Source organism: Mycobacterium sp., assembly GCF_032159565.1.
Classification (GTDB): domain Bacteria; phylum Actinomycetota; class Actinomycetes; order Mycobacteriales; family Mycobacteriaceae; genus Mycobacterium.
The window spans coordinates 1-18,706 of the sequence record NZ_JAVHWR010000037.1 but is presented as its reverse complement, the minus strand read 5'-3'; the positions used below and the strand labels follow the sequence as shown (position 1 = coordinate 18,706).

The 18,706-nt window shown below is 67.0% G+C and carries 22 protein-coding genes; 8 read left to right on the top strand and 14 right to left on the bottom strand.

The window, feature by feature from the left end:
* The 4 genes from QOC76_RS04740 to carD all read right to left on the bottom strand — a co-directional run.
* Positions 1-628: class I tRNA ligase family protein (locus tag QOC76_RS04740; RefSeq protein ID WP_526354715.1), on the bottom strand; the 628-nt coding region annotated here is incomplete at its 3' end.
* Positions 629-701: 73 nt separating this feature from the next.
* A complete protein-coding gene (ispF, locus tag QOC76_RS04735; protein WP_526354711.1) occupies positions 702-1,175 on the bottom strand; it encodes a 2-C-methyl-D-erythritol 2,4-cyclodiphosphate synthase in 474 nt (157 codons plus the stop codon).
* Positions 1,172-1,834, bottom strand: a complete 663-nt coding sequence (ispD, locus tag QOC76_RS04730; protein ID WP_526354709.1) for a 2-C-methyl-D-erythritol 4-phosphate cytidylyltransferase — start codon at positions 1,832-1,834, stop codon at positions 1,172-1,174. Before ispD ends, ispF begins: the two co-directional genes overlap by 4 nt.
* 3 nt (positions 1,835-1,837) lie before the next feature.
* Entirely contained in the window at positions 1,838-2,326 is a 489-nt protein-coding gene (gene carD / locus QOC76_RS04725; protein WP_108052422.1) for an RNA polymerase-binding transcription factor CarD, read from the bottom strand.
* Positions 2,327-2,644: 318 nt separating this feature from the next.
* On the opposite strand from carD, the gene QOC76_RS04720 reads away from it, so the two are divergent.
* From QOC76_RS04720 to disA, 3 genes are read left to right on the top strand one after another with little or no spacing between them, the layout of a single operon-like run.
* Complete coding sequence (locus tag QOC76_RS04720; RefSeq protein WP_526354707.1) at positions 2,645-3,238, top strand: copper chaperone PCu(A)C domain-containing protein; 594 nt, start codon at positions 2,645-2,647, stop codon at positions 3,236-3,238.
* A gap of 43 nt (positions 3,239-3,281) precedes the next feature.
* Positions 3,282-4,682, top strand: coding sequence for a DNA repair protein RadA (gene radA, locus QOC76_RS04715; RefSeq protein ID WP_526354705.1), 1,401 nt, complete (start codon positions 3,282-3,284; stop codon positions 4,680-4,682).
* Positions 4,673-5,782: a DNA integrity scanning diadenylate cyclase DisA gene (disA, locus tag QOC76_RS04710; protein WP_526354703.1), complete on the top strand. Its 1,110-nt coding sequence runs from the start codon at positions 4,673-4,675 to the stop codon at positions 5,780-5,782. The genes radA and disA overlap by 10 nt, the downstream gene beginning before the upstream one ends.
* On the opposite strand, the gene QOC76_RS04705 is transcribed toward disA, so the two are convergent.
* Positions 5,779-6,555, bottom strand: coding sequence for a hypothetical protein (locus tag QOC76_RS04705; protein WP_526354701.1), 777 nt, complete (start codon positions 6,553-6,555; stop codon positions 5,779-5,781). The two genes, disA and QOC76_RS04705, sit on opposite strands and share 4 nt — an antisense overlap.
* 157 nt (positions 6,556-6,712) lie before the next feature.
* The gene (locus QOC76_RS04700; RefSeq protein WP_526354699.1) at positions 6,713-7,333 is read right to left on the bottom strand and encodes a carbonic anhydrase; all 621 of its coding nucleotides are present in this window, start codon (positions 7,331-7,333) and stop codon (positions 6,713-6,715) included.
* Here QOC76_RS04700 and QOC76_RS04695 point away from each other — a divergent pair.
* On the top strand, positions 7,332-8,231 hold the full coding sequence (locus QOC76_RS04695) for an iron-sulfur binding domain-containing protein (protein WP_526354697.1): 900 nt from the start codon (positions 7,332-7,334) through the stop codon (positions 8,229-8,231). The genes QOC76_RS04700 and QOC76_RS04695 overlap by 2 nt on opposite strands.
* Here the strand turns inward: QOC76_RS04695 and QOC76_RS04690 are convergent.
* On the bottom strand, positions 8,228-9,094 hold the full coding sequence (locus QOC76_RS04690) for a hypothetical protein (protein ID WP_526354695.1): 867 nt from the start codon (positions 9,092-9,094) through the stop codon (positions 8,228-8,230). The genes QOC76_RS04695 and QOC76_RS04690 overlap by 4 nt on opposite strands.
* Before the next feature lie 29 nt (positions 9,095-9,123).
* On the opposite strand from QOC76_RS04690, the gene QOC76_RS04685 reads away from it, so the two are divergent.
* Positions 9,124-10,473: an adenylate/guanylate cyclase domain-containing protein gene (locus QOC76_RS04685; protein ID WP_526354693.1), complete on the top strand. Its 1,350-nt coding sequence runs from the start codon at positions 9,124-9,126 to the stop codon at positions 10,471-10,473.
* Positions 10,474-10,478: 5 nt separating this feature from the next.
* Here QOC76_RS04685 and QOC76_RS04680 read toward each other — a convergent pair whose 3' ends face one another.
* Positions 10,479-11,456 (bottom strand): GlxA family transcriptional regulator, encoded by a 978-nt coding sequence (locus tag QOC76_RS04680; protein WP_526354691.1) that lies wholly within the window; start codon positions 11,454-11,456, stop codon positions 10,479-10,481.
* A 71-nt stretch (positions 11,457-11,527) separates the two neighbouring features.
* On the opposite strand from QOC76_RS04680, the gene QOC76_RS04675 reads away from it, so the two are divergent.
* The gene (locus QOC76_RS04675) at positions 11,528-11,782 is read left to right on the top strand and encodes a hypothetical protein (RefSeq protein ID WP_526354689.1); all 255 of its coding nucleotides are present in this window, start codon (positions 11,528-11,530) and stop codon (positions 11,780-11,782) included.
* Here QOC76_RS04675 and QOC76_RS04670 read toward each other — a convergent pair.
* Entirely contained in the window at positions 11,756-12,526 is a 771-nt protein-coding gene (locus QOC76_RS04670; protein ID WP_526354713.1) for an alpha/beta fold hydrolase, read from the bottom strand. The genes QOC76_RS04675 and QOC76_RS04670 overlap by 27 nt on opposite strands.
* Before the next feature lie 2 nt (positions 12,527-12,528).
* Positions 12,529-13,947: an NCS2 family permease gene (locus tag QOC76_RS04665; RefSeq protein WP_526354687.1), complete on the bottom strand. Its 1,419-nt coding sequence runs from the start codon at positions 13,945-13,947 to the stop codon at positions 12,529-12,531.
* Positions 13,948-14,002: 55 nt separating this feature from the next.
* Here QOC76_RS04665 and mhuD point away from each other — a divergent pair, with 55 nt between their 5' ends.
* Both mhuD and QOC76_RS04655 read left to right on the top strand, forming a co-directional pair.
* A complete protein-coding gene (mhuD, locus tag QOC76_RS04660) occupies positions 14,003-14,320 on the top strand; it encodes a mycobilin-forming heme oxygenase MhuD (RefSeq protein ID WP_526354685.1) in 318 nt (105 codons plus the stop codon).
* 31 nt (positions 14,321-14,351) lie between these two features.
* A complete protein-coding gene (locus tag QOC76_RS04655; RefSeq protein ID WP_526354683.1) occupies positions 14,352-15,668 on the top strand; it encodes a serine hydrolase in 1,317 nt (438 codons plus the stop codon).
* Here the strand turns inward: QOC76_RS04655 and QOC76_RS04650 are convergent, their stop codons facing one another.
* The 4 genes from QOC76_RS04650 to QOC76_RS04635 all read right to left on the bottom strand — a co-directional run.
* Positions 15,669-16,220: a histidine phosphatase family protein gene (locus QOC76_RS04650; RefSeq protein WP_526354681.1), complete on the bottom strand. Its 552-nt coding sequence runs from the start codon at positions 16,218-16,220 to the stop codon at positions 15,669-15,671.
* Between the two features lie 16 nt (positions 16,221-16,236).
* Positions 16,237-16,968, bottom strand: coding sequence for a CbtA family protein (locus QOC76_RS04645; RefSeq protein WP_526354679.1), 732 nt, complete (start codon positions 16,966-16,968; stop codon positions 16,237-16,239).
* A 23-nt stretch (positions 16,969-16,991) separates the two neighbouring features.
* Complete coding sequence (locus QOC76_RS04640; protein WP_526354677.1) at positions 16,992-17,207, bottom strand: CbtB domain-containing protein; 216 nt, start codon at positions 17,205-17,207, stop codon at positions 16,992-16,994.
* 221 nt (positions 17,208-17,428) lie between these two features.
* Positions 17,429-18,706, bottom strand: a 1,278-nt coding sequence (locus QOC76_RS04635) for an AAA family ATPase (protein ID WP_526354675.1), incomplete at its 5' end; no start/stop codon positions are given.

The following is an 18,706-nucleotide window of genomic DNA, read 5'->3' as shown; positions in this document are numbered from 1 at the left end:
CGGCACCGAGGTAGGACTCACACATGGCGACGCATTCGGTGTGCCAGCCCGGACGACCGCGGCCCCACGGCGTCGGCCAGGACGGCTCTCCCGGCTTGGCGCCCTTCCACACGGTGAAGTCGCGTTGGTCGCGCTTACCGGTGGCCACGCCCTCGCCCTGGTGGACGTCGTCGATGCGGTGTCCCGAGAGCTTTCCGTAATCGGGCAGCGACGCCACGTCGAAGTAGACATCGCCGTCACCCGTATAGGCGTGCCCGCGCTCGATCATGCGCTCGATCAGCTCGACCATCTGCGTGATGTGCCCGGTGGCGCGCGGCTCGGCCGACGGCGGAAGGACCCCCAGCGCGTCGTAGGCGGACGAGAAGGCCCGCTCGAAGGTGGCGGCCCACTCCCACCACGGGCGTCCGGCATCGGCGGCCTTGTTGAGGATCTTGTCGTCGATGTCGGTGACGTTGCGAATGAACGCGACGTCGAAACCCTTGGCCATCAGCCAGCGGCGCAGCACGTCGAAGGCCACTCCGCTGCGAACGTGACCGATGTGCGGCAGACCCTGCACGGTGGCACCGCACAGGTAGATCGAGACATGGCCGGCACGCACCGGCACGAAGTCACGGACGGCGCCCGTCATCGTGTCGTATAGCCGCAGCGGCTCATGCGCTCCTCGCGTGCGCGGTCCGGTCACGACGGGCCAGCTTACCGGCCTATTCGGCGCCGACCACCAAAGCGGTCGCGATGGCGGCCAATCCTTCGCCGCGACCCATCAACCCCAGGCCGTCGGTGGTCGTCGCCGACACCGATACCGGGGCGTCCAACAGCCCGGAAAGCACCCGTTGCGCCTCGGCGCGCCTCGGCCCGACCTTGGGTCGATTGCCGATCACCTGCACAGCCGCGTTTCCCACCCGGTAGCCCTCGCCGCGTACCAGGCCGTGCACATGCCGCAGCATGTCTGCACCGCTGACACCGGCCCAGCGAGAGTCGTCGGTGCCGAACACCTCGCCGATGTCGCCGAGCCCGGCAGCGCTCAGCAGCGCGTCGCACAGCGCATGCGCCGCGACGTCGCCGTCGGAGTGCCCGGCGCAGCCGTCGGCGCCGTCGAAAAGCAGGCCCAGCAGCCAGCAGGGCCTGCCTGCCTCGATCCGGTGTACGTCGGTGCCGATGCCGACCCTCGGCGTCATACTGGCTGTCCCAGCAGCGTTTGCGCGAGCAGAAGATCGGTCGGCGTGGTGATCTTGAAGGCCAAGGGGTCGCCGTCGACCACCTGAACCGGTGTGCCGGTCGCCTCGACCACCGAGGCGTCGTCGGTGAAGAGGCCCGCGGCCCGGTCGTAGGCGCGGCGAAGCAGCTCGGTCTGACAACCCTGGGGGGTCTGCACGGCACGCAGCCCAGACCGTTCAGGGGTACTCAGCACGACGCCGTTCGCGTCGACCGCCTTGATGGTGTCGCTGACCGGCAGCGCGGGGATCACCGCGACATGACCGGACTGAAGGGCGTGTACCACCCGCACGATCACCGACGGCGGTGTGAGCGGCCTCGCCGCGTCGTGCACCAGGACGAACTCCGCGTCACCCACCGCGGCGAGAGCGAGCCGAACGGACTCCGTGCGATCCGACCCGCCCGCGACGATGACGGCGTCGGCGCCGAACACCAGCTTGGCCTCGTCGGTGCGATTGGGCGGAACGGCGACGACCACGCTGTCCACGACGCCCGAGTCACGCAGGCCGCTGAGGACGTACTCCAACATCGGGCGACCGCCCAGGTTGACGAAGGCCTTCGGCGCACCCGCGCCCAACCGCTCCCCGGATCCTGCGGCCGGGACGACGGCGACCGTGCTCATCCGTCAGGACGCGGCGGCCAGAACCTCGTCGAGAATGATCTCGGCCTTGGCGTCGTCGGTGTTCTCGGCGAGCGCCAGTTCGCCGACCAGGATCTGCCGGGCCTTGGCCAGCATCCGCTTCTCGCCTGCGGACAGGCCGCGCTCCTGATCACGGCGCCACAGGTCGCGAACGACCTCGGCAACCTTGTTCACATCGCCGGAAGCCAGCTTCTCGAGGTTTGCCTTGTAGCGGCGCGACCAGTTGGTCGGCTCCTCGGTATGGGGGGCGCGAAGCACCTGGAACACCTTGTCGAGGCCCTCCTGCCCGACCACGTCGCGGACGCCGACATATTCGGCATTCTCGGCTGGGACTCGGACCGTGAGGTCTCCCTGGGCAACCTTCAAGACGAGATATTCTTTCTGTTCGCCTTTGATGGTCCGGGTTTCGATCGCCTCGATCAACGCAGCACCGTGGTGTGGATACACAACGGTGTCTCCGACCTTGAAAATCATCTGTTTCGAGCCCCTTTCGATACTCCATACTAACACGGGGCCCGGACACGCGTCGCACAACGGTGCAGGTCAGGGGCCCCGCAGGTGAAGAGCGGGGGTTGACACGGTGACGAATACGTGCAAGGCACTGGCTGGTCAGCGACCCTAACGCGACCCCTCTCACGTGCCTGTGGATGTTTCGCGGCAAACCCGGTCGGGGACCTCGACACCTCCGCTACCGCCGCCAACCACCACCTACTACTGTGCATAGTCGAACAGGTCCTCGTCACTGGCGACCCATGTCACCGGCGCGTCGCCGGTCGAGCAGGAGGCTTCTGGGTGAACCGCTTCACGTCCCGCCGTTCCGCAGTCACCGTCGCCCTGGCGGCGTGTGGGCTGGCTGTCGCCGCTCTTTCCGGCTGCAGTGCCGGGCAGGTCTCCCAGACCGCGAGCCAGCAGGCGGCGGTCAACGGCACCGCAGCAACGGTCGGCAGTATTTCGCTCCGAAACGTGCACATACGGGCCCCGCAGAGCGGTGACTACGTGCAGCCGGGCAGCGAAGTGGAGTTGCTGTTCGTGGCGTCCAACGAATCGCCGGACCGCCCGGACAAGCTGACATCGATCACGTCCGACGCAGGCACGGTGACGCTGTCCGGCGACACTTCGCTCCCACCGGGGGGCGTTCTGGTCGTCGGTGAACCCGACGGTCAGGTCGCAGCCCTGGAGCAGGCGGAGACCGCCGGTACCGCGAAGGCCACGGTCACCATCAACAAACCGATCACAAACGGCCTGACCTATAACTTCACCTTCACCTTCGAAAAGGCGGGCCAGATCACCGTCGCGGTGCCGATCTCGGCGGGCGAGGCGGGGCGCCGCGACCAGGCCGGCAACACGCCCAACGAAGAGGGCGGCGACACGGGCGGTCACCACTAAGGATCTGCCTTGATCTGTCACAGCTGGCGGATACCGTCACATCGTGGCCAAGGCGCGTTCGCAGTACCGGTGTTCCGAGTGCCACCACATCACCGCAAAGTGGGTCGGGCGCTGCCCTGACTGCGGCACCTGGGGAACGGTCGACGAAGTGGCCGTGCTCGCCACCGTGAACGGTTCGCCGACAAGACGGGCGGTGGCGCCGACGACGCCCGCCGTGCCGATCAGCTCCATCGATCCCGGTGCCACCAGGCACTGTCACACCGGGGTCAGCGAACTCGACCGCGTGCTCGGCGGCGGCATCGTCCCCGGTTCGGTCACCCTGCTGGCGGGCGACCCCGGCGTAGGCAAGTCGACGCTGTTGCTGGAGGTGGCCCATCGCTGGGCCGAAGCCGGGCGGCGGGCGCTGTACCTCTCGGGCGAGGAGTCCGCAGGCCAGATCCGGATGCGCGCCGAACGCACCGGCTGCCACCACGACGAGGTCTACCTGGCCGCTGAGTCCGATCTGCAGACGGCGCTGGGCCATATCAACGAGGTCAAACCGACGCTGGTGGTGGTCGATTCGGTGCAGACCATGTCGACCACCGAGGCCGACGGCGTGACCGGCGGCGTCACCCAGGTGCGAGCGGTGACGACGGCGCTCACGATGACCGCGAAGACCACCGGAATCGCGATCATCCTTGTCGGTCACGTCACCAAGGACGGTGCGATCGCCGGTCCGCGATCGCTGGAGCACCTCGTCGATGTCGTGCTGCACTTCGAGGGCGACAGAACGTCGTCGCTTCGTATGGTGCGTGGGGTAAAGAACCGTTTCGGCGCGGCCGATGAGGTCGGCTGTTTCATGTTGCACGACAACGGAATCGAGTGTGTCGCCGATCCGTCGGGCCTCTTCCTCGACCAGCGTCCGGCGCCCGTTTCGGGCACCGCGGTGACGGTGTCGCTCGACGGCAAGCGCCCGCTCATCGGCGAGGTGCAGGCCCTGATCGCGGCACCGACCACGTCGTCTCCGCGCCGCGCGGTCAGCGGCATCGACTCGGCGCGCGCGGCGATGATCGCGGCGGTGTTGGAGAAGCGGGCCCGGCTGAGGGTGGCGCAATGCGACATCTACCTGTCGACGGTGGGCGGGATGCGGCTGACGGAGCCGTCGGCGGACCTCGCGGTGGCATTGGCGATCGCTTCGGCCTATGCGGATCTGCCCATGCCGGCGACGGCCATCGCGATCGGCGAAGTCGGTCTGGCGGGCGACCTGCGCCGGGTCAGCGGCATGGAGCGGCGCCTCACCGAAGCCGCCAGGCTCGGCTTCACCTGCGCGGTGGTTCCGCCCGGTGTGAAAACGGTGCCGATAGGCTTAAAGGCGATTGCGGCCGACAACATCACCGCTGCAATGAAGGTGCTGACGGAGATCGCGGTGAAGGGCGGCCGCCCCGAGGAGGGGCCATGGCCGTGAAGGAAAGACGCCGAAACGTGGTGCAGCTGGCGCGCCCGACCCTGCGGGAAACAATCGGCAGGCTCGCGCCGGGAACTGCGCTGCGCGACGGCCTGGAACGCATCCTGCGCGGCCGCACCGGCGCACTGATCCTGCTCGGTTACGACGACAGCGTCGAGTCGATCTGCGACGGCGGCTTCGCGCTGGACGTCGCGTACGCACCGACCCGGCTGCGCGAGCTGTCGAAGATGGACGGCGCCGTGGTGCTCTCCAGCGACGGCACCAGGATCCTGCGGGCCAACGTCCAGCTGGTGCCCGACCCGTCGATTCCGACCGACGAGTCCGGCACCCGGCATCGATCCGCCGAGCGCACTGCAATCCAGACGGGGTATCCCGTTATCTCGGTGAGCCATTCGATGAGCATCGTGACGGTGTACGTGGCCGGCGAGCGGCACGTGGTGCCCGACTCGGCGACGATCTTGTCACGGGCCAACCAGACCATCGACACGCTGGAGCGGTACAAGTCGCGGCTGGACGAGGTGAGCAGACAGCTGTCGACGGCCGAGATCGAGGACTTCGTCACGCTGCGCGACGTGATGACGGTGGTGCAGCGACTGGAGATGGTCCGCAGGATCAGCCTCGAAATCGATTCCGATGTCGTCGAACTCGGCACCGACGGCCGCCAACTGAAACTTCAGCTGGAGGAGCTGGTCGGCGACAACGACAACGCCCGCGAGCTGATCGTGCGCGACTACCATGCCAACCCGGACCCGCCGACCGCATCACAGGTGACCGCGACGCTCGAGGAACTCGACGGGCTTTCGGATACCGAGCTGCTCGACTTTACAACGCTGGCAAGGGTTTTCGGCTACCCGTCAACGGCGGAAGCACAGGACTCGGCGATGAGCTCGCGCGGCTACCGGGCCATGGCGGGAATCCCGCGTCTGCAGTTCGCTCACGTCGATCTGCTGGTGCGGTCCTTCGGGTCGCTGCAGGGACTGCTCGCCGCCAGCGCGAACGATCTGCAGTCCGTCGACGGCATCGGCTCGATGTGGGCGCGCCACATCCGCGAGGGTTTGTCGCAGCTTGCCGAGTCGACGATCGCCGACCGGCTGGCCTAGCCGGCCGGCGCGGGCGCCTGCTGGGGCGCAGGAGCACCATCCGCCGGTGCCGTCGCCTCTGCCTGCGGCGCGGGCTGGGCCAGGATGAACGGCATGGACGCAGACCGCAGATTGCCGAGCTGGACGATCAGGTTGTACGTGCCGGGTCCGATCGGCTGACGCGGCAGCGGGCAGCCGGGCCCCGAGCCCATGCCCGTCCAGGTCACCTCGGTCGTCACCTGTTCACCTGGGTTGAAGGTCTTCACCAGCGTCTCGTTGGACGGGGCGCAATCGAGGTTCGACCACAGCCGGGTGTTGTCCAGGGCGTAGACATAGGCCGCGAGCACCGCGGCGCCGACGTCTCGCTTGCAGGCCACCAACCCGATGTTGGTGACGACCATCGTGAACTTCGGCTGATCGCCCACGACGTATTCCGGCTGGCTGGTGATGCCCTTGACGGCCAGCGTGCTGTCCGGGCAGTCGTCGCCCTCCTTCAGCACCGGCGGCGGGGTGACGGCGGCGGTCGGGGTCGGCGTTGGCGCCGGTGCATTAACGGCCGGCGGGACGACGGGCGTCTTGACCTCGGGGTTCTCCCCCGGCAGCGGGGTCGGCGCGACAGCAGGAGCCGGGACGGGCTTGTCGGCGCTCTTCGTCTCGCCGCCCGTGTTCATGACGATCATCACCACCACCGCGGCGATGACCCCGACGACCAGGACCGCAATGCCAATCGCAAGGGCCCTGCGGCGCCAATAGATCTGGGTGGGTAGTGGGCCATGCGGCTCTAGATCCAGCACAGACTCACGGTAAGGCCAGGTCACGCACAATCGTCCGAGGTCGCTCGGCGTGTCGGCGATGTGGGGGTACCCCCGCTTGCGATGAGCGCTTGCGGGAAGAGCGGACCGCTGCGATGAGCGCTTGCGGGAAGAGCGGACCGCTGCGATGAGCGCCGGCTCAGCCTTCGCCGATGTCGCCCAGATGGTCCCGCAACACCGCCCGGCCGTCGGCGAGGCGGTAGGTGAGGCAGGCGATCGCCAACGTGCCGGCACCGAGGCGTTCGGCGATCGCCGTCGACCGCGCCCGCAGTTGGGCCGCCGTCTCGGTGACATGCCTCGCCTCGAACTCGTCGGCGCCGGTCAAGCCCTCACGCCGGCCGACGAGGATGGACGGCGTCACCCGTTCCACCACGTCACGCACGTAGCCGCCGGGCACCACGCCCTCGTCGAGCGCGGCCATCGTCGCCTTCACGGCGCCGCAGCTGTCGTGACCGAGCACCACGATGAGCGGAACGTTCAACACGGTGACCGCGTACTCGATCGAGCCCAGTACCGCGGAGTCGATGACATGACCTGCGGTCCGCACCACGAACATGTCGCCGAGCCCCTGGTCGAAGATGATCTCGGCGGCGACCCGGCTGTCGGCACAGCCGAAGAGCACCGCCGCCGGCTGCTGGCCCTCCGCGAGTGCCGCTCGATGCTCGATGCTCTGGCTCGGATGCGCGGGCTTTCCCGCGACGAATCGCTCGTTACCCTCCTTGAGTGCTTTCCAAGCGGTTACCGGGTTCGTGTTGGGCATGACCGACATTGTGCCGGAGCGCGACTTGCTGATCGACGCGGCCGAGCTTCTGTCGTGGTACGGGCGCGAGCAGCGCGACCTGCCGTGGCGGCGGGCCGGCGTGACGCCGTGGCAGGTGCTGGTGAGCGAGTTCATGCTGCAGCAGACACCGGTCGCCCGGGTCGAGCCGATCTGGCTGGCCTGGGTGGCGCGCTGGCCCACGCCGTCGGCCACGGCTGCGGCGAGCGCGGCAGACGTGCTGCGGGCATGGGGCAAGCTCGGCTACCCGCGGCGGGCGAAGCGCCTGCACGAGTGTGCGGTGGTGATCGCGACCGAGCATCACGACGCGGTGCCCTCGGACGTCGAAACGCTGTTGTCGCTGCCGGGAATCGGTGCATATACCGCGCGTGCAATCGCGTGCTTCGCCTATCGCCGGCGGGTGCCGGTCGTCGACACGAATGTTCGGCGGGTGGTGGCACGCGCCGTACACGGCCGCGCCGACTCCGCGGCGTCACCATCACGCGACCTCGCAGATGTCGACGTGCTTCTGCCGAACAACGATGATGCACCGCGGTTTTCGGTGGCGCTGATGGAACTCGGCGCCACGGTGTGCACGGCACGGTCACCGCGCTGCGGCATCTGCCCGTTGAGCGTGTGCGCGTGGCGGTCGGCAGGCTATCCGGCCGCGACGGCACCCGCGCGCCGGGTTCAGCGTTATGCGGGCACCGACCGGCAGGCGCGCGGACGCCTGCTGGATGTTCTGCGTACCAACGACTTTCCCGTCTCCCGCGCCCAACTCGACGTCGCGTGGCTGTCCGACACGGGGCAGCGCGACCGGGCCCTGGACTCGCTGCTCGTCGACGGCCTGGTCGAGCAGACCGCCGACGGTCGTTTCGCGCTTGCCGGCGAAGGCGACTAGGACACGGGCGCGACCCGCCGGGCCAGCCGCGCGAGTCTCGACGGCTTGAAGTCCCACACATCGGCGTCGTGTTTCGAATCCCACGCGTAGGTCGGCGTGCTCCCGTCCACCAAATCTCGAAGCCCTGGCAGCGCAAGAACTTCCGCGGACCAGTCGTAGAGACGGGTGAACCTCGGCTGGATGATGCCGATGTCCAGCATGTGGCCGAACCCGTGCTCGACCGCCACGTAGGTGTCGACGTCGTCGCCGAGCGGATAGGTGTCGGGTAGCACCCGCGACAGCGAAAGGAAGATGCCGGTCATGCCGACCCGGGGATCCCCCACCGGGCGACCCACCGGCGCGAGGCGGCCCAGTGCGAGCCGGGGTGCGGCCACCAGCGCGTGTGCGAACAGCACCCGCACGAGAACCACGTTGAGGAAGAAGCGCTCCACCCTGCCCTCCTCGGCGGCGAGCGCCTCGTGGTCCAGGTAGCCCGCTGCGATGCTGGCGTTGTGCGCGCGGTACCAGTTGCGCGCGGTGGGTTGGTGGATGAAGTCGAGGTGTGCGGCCACCGCGTCTCGGCTGGGCTCGCCGGCGTAGCCGAACGCCAGCGCGCGGGCCTCGGCGGTGTCGCGTAACAACCCTTCGTTCACAGCCCGCCACCACGGGCTGCCGGGCCGCCTGTCGCTCGATGGGTTTAGAAGTCCCCGTCGCATTTGCCAATTCATGAACGCGGTTGCCGCGCGCCGATACGGGAGATACCCGCGGTCGACTTCGCGTGGCACCTCGTAGAGCCCGCGCATCAGGGTGAACCGCGCCGTCGGGTCGTCCCGGACGCCATCCAACGCCGAACGCGCATAGGCCGCAGCAGAATTGCCCGCCACATGCCGATTCTTCCACGTAGCCTTAACCTGTGGTGCAGGCTCCGCGAACCCGCTACGCCAAGTGCGGCGAACTGGACATCGCATACCAGGTTCTCGGTGACGGCCCAGTGGATCTCGTGGTGCCCCCAGGGCCATTCGTCGCGTTCGATTCGATTGACGCTGAGCCTGCCCTCTATCGCTTCCATCGTCGCCTGGCGTCGTTCGCCCGATTGATCCGGTTCGATCAGCGGGGAATGGGCGCGTCGTCGCGGACCTCATCACCCGAGATCATCGGGCCTGAGTTCTGGGCCGAGGACGCTATCGCGGTGATGGATGCCGCTGGCAGCGATCAGGCCACCATATTCGGTTCGGGCTGGTCCGCTATGACCGCGCTGGTATTGGCGGCCGACTACCCCGCGCGGGTCCGCAACCTAGTGATCGTGAACGGCGCTGCGCGCGCGATTTGGGCACCCGACTACCCGATCGGTGCGAAAGTAAGCGCCGGTGAGCAATGGGGAACTGTCGCATTGGATCCCGATGCGGTCGACCAGGGGTTCGACGTTTTGCGAGCTTTCGCGCCGAGTGTCGCCGACGACGAGAACTTCCGCCGGTGGTGGGATGTCGCCGGAAACCGGGCGCAATCGCCGAGCGAGGCGCGCGCAGCCGTCGAAGTGATCGGCCGCGCCGACCTGCGCTATGCACTCGCTAGAATCACTGCACCGACGCTCGTCCTGCATCGCAAAGACGCGGTGATGATCCCCGTCGAGCACGCCCGCTATATCGCGGAGCGCATCGTGGGCTCGCGCTACCTGGAGTTGCCCGGCGCCGACACGCTGCACTGGACAGGCGATGCCGCCGCCATTCTCGATGAGATCGAGGAGTTCGTCACGGGCGCCCGCGGTAGTGTCGTAACCGAACGAGTGCTCACCACAATAGTTTTCACCGATATCGTGGGATCGACTCAGCGCGCAGCGGGACTCGGCGACATGCGGTGGCACGACCTGCTGGACAACCACGACCGCATCGTCCGTCAGCAGCTCCGGCGGTTCTCCGGCCGCGAAGTCAACACTGCGGGCGACGGGTTCGTCGCGACATTCCCCAGCCCCAGCGTGGCGATCGACTGCGCCGAGGCGATCGTCGAGGCCGTTCGCCCTCTCGGTATCGAGATCAGGGCCGGGGTACACGCCGGGGAGGTCGAAGTGCGTGGTGCCGACATCGCCGGAATGGCGGTGCACATCGGTGCGCGGGTCGGCGCGCTCGCTGGTCCCAGTGAAGTGCTTGTCTCCTCGACCGTACGCGAGATCGTCACAGGATCACGACGGCTGTTCGCCGAGCGCGGCGAACACGACCTCAAAGGCGTGCCCGGCCGGTGGCGCGTATACGCCGTGACCGGAACCTGATTCGGCTAGGCCGTCTGAGCTCGATCTCCGTCCATGTTGCAGGCGAAGCTGCGTCGGTAGTCCGAGGGTGTCACGCCGATGATCCGGCGAAAGTGGTGACGCAACAGCGTTGCGGTACCGAAGCCCGAGCGGTCGGCGATCTGGTCGATGTCCATGTCGCTCTCTTCGAGCAATCGCCTGGCGTAGAGCACACGTTGGTCGGTCACCCACTGCATCGGAGTCGTGCCTGTCTCGTCGACGAAGCGCCGCGCGAAGGTGCGCGCCGACATGTTCGCGCGCCTGGCCAGGGTGGCGACGGTGTGTGGCTTGTCGAGGTTGCCCAGAATCCAATCCAGTTGCGGTGCAAATCGTTCCGAACATCGGACCGGAATCGGCTGGTCGATGTACTGACGCTGGCCACCGTCGCGCTGCGGCGGGACGACCATCCGGCGCGCGATCTTGTTGGTGATCTCGCTGCCCAGTTCGCGACGGACAAGGTGCAGGCACGCATCGATGCCCGCCGCCGTCCCTGCACTGGTGATCAGGTTGCCGTCGTCGACGAAGAGCACGTTGCGGTCCACCCGGGCGGTCGGGAACCGGCGAGCCAGGTCGTCGGCGTGCATCCAGTGCGTGGTGCACGGCCGCCCGTCGAGCAGCCCAGCCTCGCCGGCAACGAAGGCACCCGAGCACACGGTCAGGATGATCGCGCCCGCGTCGGCAGCGGCCTTGACGGCCTGCAGCGCCTCGGGCCGATAGTCGGATCCGCCGATCGCCGGGATCGCGACGAGGTCGGCCCCGATGAGGTCGTCCAACCCGTGGTCCGGGGTGAGGGTGGCGCCGACCGACGTCGGGATCGGCTTGCCCGGCTCCGGCCCGCACACCTTGAAGTCGAAGTTCGGGACACCTTCGGCGGAGCGGTCGATTCCGAAGACCTCGCAGATCACGCCGAACTCGAATACCGCAAGGCGGTCGAGCACCAGCGCGCACACCTTCTCAATGGCCATGGCAGTATCTTAACGTACGCTGTCACTGCTGCCACTGTTGGCGGGATATTTCCCCATGGAGCATTACTGCCATGACTACGGCACTGACGTTCCTCATTCTGATCGCACCGTTCGCGGTGGCCGCGTGGCTGAGCTGGGCCGCACACCGCACCGACTCACTTCGCATCCGGTTCGACCAGTTCCGGTGGTCCGCTCCGATGGTCGGAAGGCTGTTCGAGGACGACCGCGACGGGTTCCGCATCGCGCACGACGTCGACGCCGTGCGCACACGCTTCGAGAAGCAGCCCTCCTGGCCGTCTTCAGGCGCGACCGGCGAGCGTCGCTAGGAATGACTGCACCGCATCTCGATAGACCTGCGGCTGTTCGTCGTGGACGAGATGACCGGCGCCGGACACGTGTAAATACGTTGCCCGGTGGCCGGTTTCGCTCATTTCACGCATCTGCCCAGGCGGCGTGACGGAGTTGCCCGCCTCGATGAGAAGTGCGGGCACCCGCGCGTTGCGCCACTGAACCCAGTAGTCACGGGTCCCCCACTGCGCGGCGATGTCGATCCAGATCTTGGTGTGGCCGTGCAGCCGCCACCCGGTTGCGGTGCGGTCGAACGCCTCCAGAAAGTACCGTCCGGCGACGGGTCCGAATTCGTCGTAAACCTGTTGGCTCGACTCGAATTCGACGGGCAGAGCCTGCAGCCACGGCTCCCACGGGCCGGTGGTGCGGCCGCGGAAGTCCGGCGCCATGTCCTCGACGATGAGGGCGTTCACCAGGTCGGGTCTCGAAGCCGCCAAGCACCAGGAGTGCAGGGCGCCCATCGAGTGGCCGATCAGGGTGGCGGGCCGGTTCAGTGTGGCCACCGCGTCGCCGAGGTCGTCGACGAATCGTTCCGTGCTGATCGGGTGCGGATCGGCGACGTCGCGGCCGCGGTGCCACGGCGCGTCGTAGGTGTAGACCTCACCGTGCTCGGCCAGCCACGGCAATTGGCGCGTCCATGTGCTGCCGCGCCCCATCAGGCCGTGCACGAGCACCAGCGGGTCGCCGTAACCGCCTCGGCGAGTGAGAAGGTCGCCGTCCACGGTCACATGCCGATCAGCGATTCGATCCAGGCGCGCGCGAAGTAGACCAAAAACCCTGTGGCGGCGATCCACAACAGCGGGCTGACGTCACGGAACTTGCCTGCCGCCGATTGCACGACCACCCATGCGATGAAGCCGATTCCGATGCCGTTGGCGATGGAGAAGGACAGCGGCATGACCGCGACGGTCAACACGACCGGCACCGCAACGGAGAACTCCGAGAGGTCGACGTCACGAAGGTGCGAGAACATCATCACGCCGACGACGACCAGCGCCGCCGCTGCGACCTCCGTCGGCACGATCGACGCCAGCGGCGTCACGAACATGGCCGCGAAGAACAGCAGGCCCGTGACGAGGTTCGCCAATCCCGTGCGCGCACCTTCCTGAATGCCCGCCGCCGACTCGAGGAAGACCGTGTTGGACGACGACGATGTGACCCCGCCGACGACCGCACCTACGCCCTCGACGATCAGCGCGGAGCGCAGTCGCGGGAACGTGCCGCGGTCGTCGGCGACGTTCACCTCGCGCGAAAGCCCGGTGAAGGTGCCCATCGCGTCGAAGAAGTTCGCGAAGACCAACGTGAACACGAGCATGACTGCGGCCAGCACGCCGATTCGGCCGAAACTGTCCAGGCTGAAGGCGCCGACCAGCGAGAGGTCCGGCATGGCGAACGGCGAGCCCGACAGGGTCGGCACCGAGAGACTCCAGCCACCTGGATGGTCCACCGACGACCCGAGATGCCAGATGGCCTCGATGACGACCGCGAGCACGGTGCCTGCCACCAGCCCGATGAAGATGGCGCCGCGCACGTGCTGGACGACCAGGATGCAGGTGAGCAGCAACGTGAAAACGAATACCAGCGTCGGAACCGTGCTGATCGAACCGGCGCCACTGGCGCCGAGGCCCACCGGCGGCGACGGCAACCCGGTCGATCCGATGAAGCCCGCGTCGACCAACCCGATGAACAGGATGAAGGCGCCGATACCCGCCGTGATCGCGAGCTTGAGCTGCATGGGCACCGCATCGAAGATCAACGTGCGCAGGCCCGTCGCCGCCAGCACCACGATGATGATGCCGTTGATGACCACCAGGCCCATCGCCTCGGGCCAGGTGAGCGACCCGACAACGGTCGTCGCGAGGAAGGAGTTGATACCCAACCCCGCCGCGAACGCGAACGGGAGCCGGGCGATCAGACCGAACAGGACCGTCATGACACCCGCGGCAAGGGATGTCGCGGCCGAGACCTGCGCGAAGTTCAGAGTATGGCCGTCGACGTCGTGGGCGTCGGACAGGATGATCGGGTTCAGCACGACGATGTAGGCCATCGCGATGAACGTGACGACGCCACCTCGTATCTCCGCCGTCAGCGTCGAGCCACGCGCGGTCAGTTCGAAGAATGCATCGAGGCGGCCCCGCGTCATAACTGGAACCCTAGGTGCGTCGGGCGGCCAACAGGCAGGCGGTAGCCTTGGCCGCATGCCCGTGGTGAAGATCAACGCAATCGAGGTCCCGCCCGACGCCGGTCCGGAACTGGAGAAGCGGTTCGCGCACCGCGCACACGCGGTCGACAACCAGCCCGGTTTCCTCGGCTTCCAGCTGCTGCGCCCGGTCAAGGGTGAAGATCGCTACTTCGTCGTGACGCAGTGGGAGTCCGAAGAGGCGTTTCAGGCGTGGGCGACGGGTCCTGCCGTCGAGGCGCACGCCGGCCAACGCGCCAATCCCGTCGCCACCGGCGCTTCGCTTCTGGAGTTCGAGGTTGTACTGGACGTTGCGGGGACCGACGCCGAGGCCTGACGCGAGCAGGACGCGCCGCTGGGCGACCTCGATGTCGGTCGTCGTCACAGTGGTCGTCGCCCTGGCTTGCGGGTGCGCGGACGCCGGACCGGCCGGGCCTGCCGGTGCCGCGCAGAGCATCCACATCGACACCAATACGCCGCAGGGTCTGCGTGCCAAGCAGATCATGGACATGCTCAATTCGGACTGGCCGATCGGACCCAACGGAATTCGGACCCTGGCCGCCCCGAAGATCATGGACGATGTCGGCGTCACGATGGACAAGATCTGGTGGGACCGCCCGTTCACGCTGACCGGTCTGGAGGTCGGCGCCGGACACGCGACGCTACACGTGCTGACGTCCTACCAGGTATCGCAGACCATCGAACTGCGTACCAACGACGCCGGGCTGGTCGACCGGTTCGATGTGTCGCTGGTGCCGCCGGTCATCAAGTCGTGGAAAGACATCGACGCCGAGATCTCCAAGACCGGGGCGAAGTACTCCTATCAGGTGTCGAAGGTCGACGACGGCAAGTGCTCCCTGGTCGCGGGAACCAACACCGACCTCTCGCTGCCGCTGGCGTCGATCTTCAAACTGTATGTGCTGCTTGCGGTTTCGGAGGCAGTCAAGGCCGGGACCGTCAGCTGGGACGACCAGCTGACGGTGACCAGGGAAGGCAAACTCGTCGGCGCGGCGGGTCTCGACAAGATACCGAACGGTACGACGGTGTCGGTGCGGACCGCCGCCCAGCAGATGATCTCGGCCAGCGACAACATGGCAACCGACCTGCTGATCAATCGCGTGGGCCCCGGTGCCGTCGAACGTGCGCTGGTCACCGCGGGACATCACGATCCGGCGAGCATGACGCCGTTCCCTACGACGCACGAACTGTTCTCGGTCGGTTGGGGCAGGCCGAATCTCCGCGACCGGTGGCAGCAGGTCTCGTCGTCTTCGGTGGGGCGGGCACGAGTGTTCGCAGAGACCAATTCGCGGCCTTATGACCCTGACCCGGAACGGACCCACACGCCCGCATCGGACATCGGCGCCGAGTGGTACGCCTCTGCGGCCGATATCTGCCGTGTGCACGCGGCGCTGCAGGCGTCAGCCGTCGGGCCCGCCGCTCCGGTGAAGAACATCCTGTCGGCGATTCCGGGCATCGACCTGGATCGCGCGAAGTGGCCGTATATCGGCGCCAAGGGCGGGAACCTACCCGGCGACCTGACATTCAGCTGGTACGCCGTCGACCGCGCCGGGCAACCGTACGTGGTCAGCTTCCAATTGAACTGGCCGAAGTTCCGCAGTCAGACCGCAGCCGCGTGGCTGCTCTCGATCGTGCACCAGACGTTCGACCTGGTGCCCGCCGCGTAGTCACAACGTGGAACGCAGGTTCCATGCGTGACCGCGGAAGTGCATGACCGTCCTGCTGACGGGTGCGATGTCGATGCGCCAGAACGACTTCGCGGGTGCATCGAGCGCCACCAGGATCGCGGCGCGAACGACCGCGGGATGTGTGACGGCGACCAACCGGCTGCGACGGGTGGTCAGCGTATCCATCCAGTCGCGCACCCGGTTGACCAGATCGACGACGGATTCGCCGCCGTGCGGCGCCCTGCCCGGATCGGTCAGCCAGATGGCGAGTTCCGCCGGCAGTACCCCGCCCAGCACATCGCCGCGCCATCGGCCGCAGTCCAGATCGGCCAGCCGCTGGTCGATGATCGCCTGCAAGCCAAGGAGTTCCGCGGTTTGCCTGGTTCGCTTCTCAGGCCCGCAGAACGCGCTGTCGGTGACGCCGAGTTCGATCGATGCATCGACCTGCCGGTGGCCGACAGAGTTCAGCGGTTCGTCGGTGGGGAATCGTCCGGCCGACATCGCGTCGGTCATGGCGTGCGACACAAGTGTCAGCCGGACGGTCTCACTCACGGCTCGCCTCGGGGACTCATACCGGGCTGAACGTCTCCTGACGCTCAGGCTCCCCGAGCAGTCGGTGCGCCATCGAGCCGAACACCACCGCGATGATCGCCCACAGCACGAACTGAGTGCCCAGCGAATGCAGCCGGAAGTCGTAGAGCACGTCAGCGGGAAAGTCGCCCGGTGTCTCGTCGATGGTCGGCAGTGCCAGCATGACGATCGCGACGGCGACGACATAGGCCGCAGCCGCGATCAGCGTCGCGCTCCAGGCGTCGAACCGCTCCACCAGGCGCCGGCCCAGCCACACCGCGGCGGTGAGCAACACCGCCGACAGCACCACCATCATCAGGTAGAGCAGAGTGCGCTGTCGGATGGTCTCGTCGAGACCGACCGCGGGCGGATTCGCCGGATACTTCAGGAACGGAACCACGTACAGCGACAGGAACATTCCGGCCGCCAACAGAACGGACAGCAGTCGCGGTGACAGGGTGCCGAGACGGCCGTAGGAGACGCAGTACGCCACCGCGAACAAGGCCCCCATGGCGACGCCGAATGCCAGCACGCCGAATCCCATGCCGATGTTGGCCTGCACGCCGCGAGTGAACAGCTCGACACCGTGCTCGTGGCCGGCCTCTTGCGCCTCCTCGAAGGCGATAGCCCTGCCGATAACGGGTTCGACGAAGGTGCGGGCGAAGACGAATGCCGCCACGCTCGCAACGGCGCCGGCCAACAGGCCACGCGCAATTATTCGTTTTTCCATTTGGGCGTCTGCTTCGGGGCGAATCAGTGGCAGGGGAAGCCCAGCAGATGGCGAGCGTCGTGGGTGAACTCATGCACATAGGTATTGCTGCCGACCACCGACGTCGCACCCTGGTCCATGCCGACGAAGTACAGCACCAACAAGGCCAGGAATGCGGTCGCGGCCAGCCACACAGCCGCCTTGGCGGCCGAGATGTCCAGCGCGGGCGCTGCGCTCTTGCGAGCCTCGGGAGACGTCATGAAGGATTCCTTTCCCGGGATCTCGCGTCCCAGTCTTCAAGGTCGGTGGCGGCCGTCGGGTCTGACTGTCACAGTGGCGCGACCGTTCTGGATTCACACCAGATTCCTTCGCCCGCCTGATTACATCGCACATCCTAAACAACCGCCCGGCAATCGGGCCCAGGCATAGCAAAAGGCCCCCGAATCTTTTTGATTCGGGGGCTTTTGCGCCTACGCGTTAATTACTCGGTGGCCGTGGTGGTTGCCGTACCGGCCGCACCGGCGTTGGCCAGATCGGCCTCTTCGACCGGTTTGGCGGGCTTCTTCGTCCCGACGAAGGTGAACTTCGCATCCTCGCCGGTGCCCTCGCCATCCCAGTTGTCGACGTCGACCGTCACCAGCTGGCCGGGACCGACCTCCTCGAAGAGGATCTTCTCGGAGAGCTGGTCCTCGATCTCGCGCTGGATGGTGCGACGCAGCGGCCGCGCACCGAGCACGGGGTCGAACCCGCGCTTGGCCAGCAGGGCCTTGGCCTTGTCGGTCAGGTCCATGGCCATGTCCTTGCCCTTGAGCTGCTTTTCCACCCGGCCGATCATCAGGTCGACCATCTTGATGATCTCTTCGCGAGTCAACTGATGGAAGACGATGATGTCGTCGATGCGGTTGAGGAACTCGGGCCGGAAGTGCTTCTTCAGCTCGTCGTTGACCTTCTGCTTCATCCGCTCGTAGTTGTTGTCGCCACCGCCCTGGGTGAAGCCGAGCCCGACGGCCTTGGAGATATCCGACGTGCCCAGGTTGGACGTGAAAATCAGCACGGTGTTCTTGAAGTCGACCGTGCGGCCCTGGCCATCGGTGAGGCGGCCGTCCTCCAGGACCTGCAACAGGCTGTTGTAGATCTCCTGGTGAGCCTTCTCGATCTCGGCGAACAACACGACGCTGACCGGCTTGCGCCGCACCTTCTCGGTGAGCTGACCGCCCTCTTCGTAGCCGACATAGCCAGGAGGCGCGCCGAACAGACGCGAGGCGGTGAAGCGGTCGTGGAACTCGCCCATGTCGATCTGGATGAGCGCGTCGTCGTCACCGAACAGGAAGTTGGCCAGCGCCTTGGACAGCTCGGTCTTACCCACACCGGACGGGCCGGCGAAGATGAACGAGCCGGACGGGCGCTTGGGGTCCTTGAGGCCCGCACGGGTGCGGCGGATCGCCTTGGACACCGCCTTGACGGCGTCCTCCTGGCCGATGATCCGCTTGTGGATCTCATCCTCCATGCGCAGCAGCCGAGTGGTCTCCTCCTCGGTCAGCTGCCCGCCCTCCTCGTAACCCACGTAGCCGGGGGGCGCACCGAACAGCCTCGACGCGGTGAACCGGTCGTGGAACTCACCCATGTCGATCTGGATCAATGCGTCGTCGTCGCCGAACAGGAAGTTCGCCAGTGCCTTGGACAGCTCGGTCTTACCCACACCGGACGGGCCGGCGAAGATGAACGAGCCGGACGGGCGCTTGGGGTCCTTGAGGCCCGC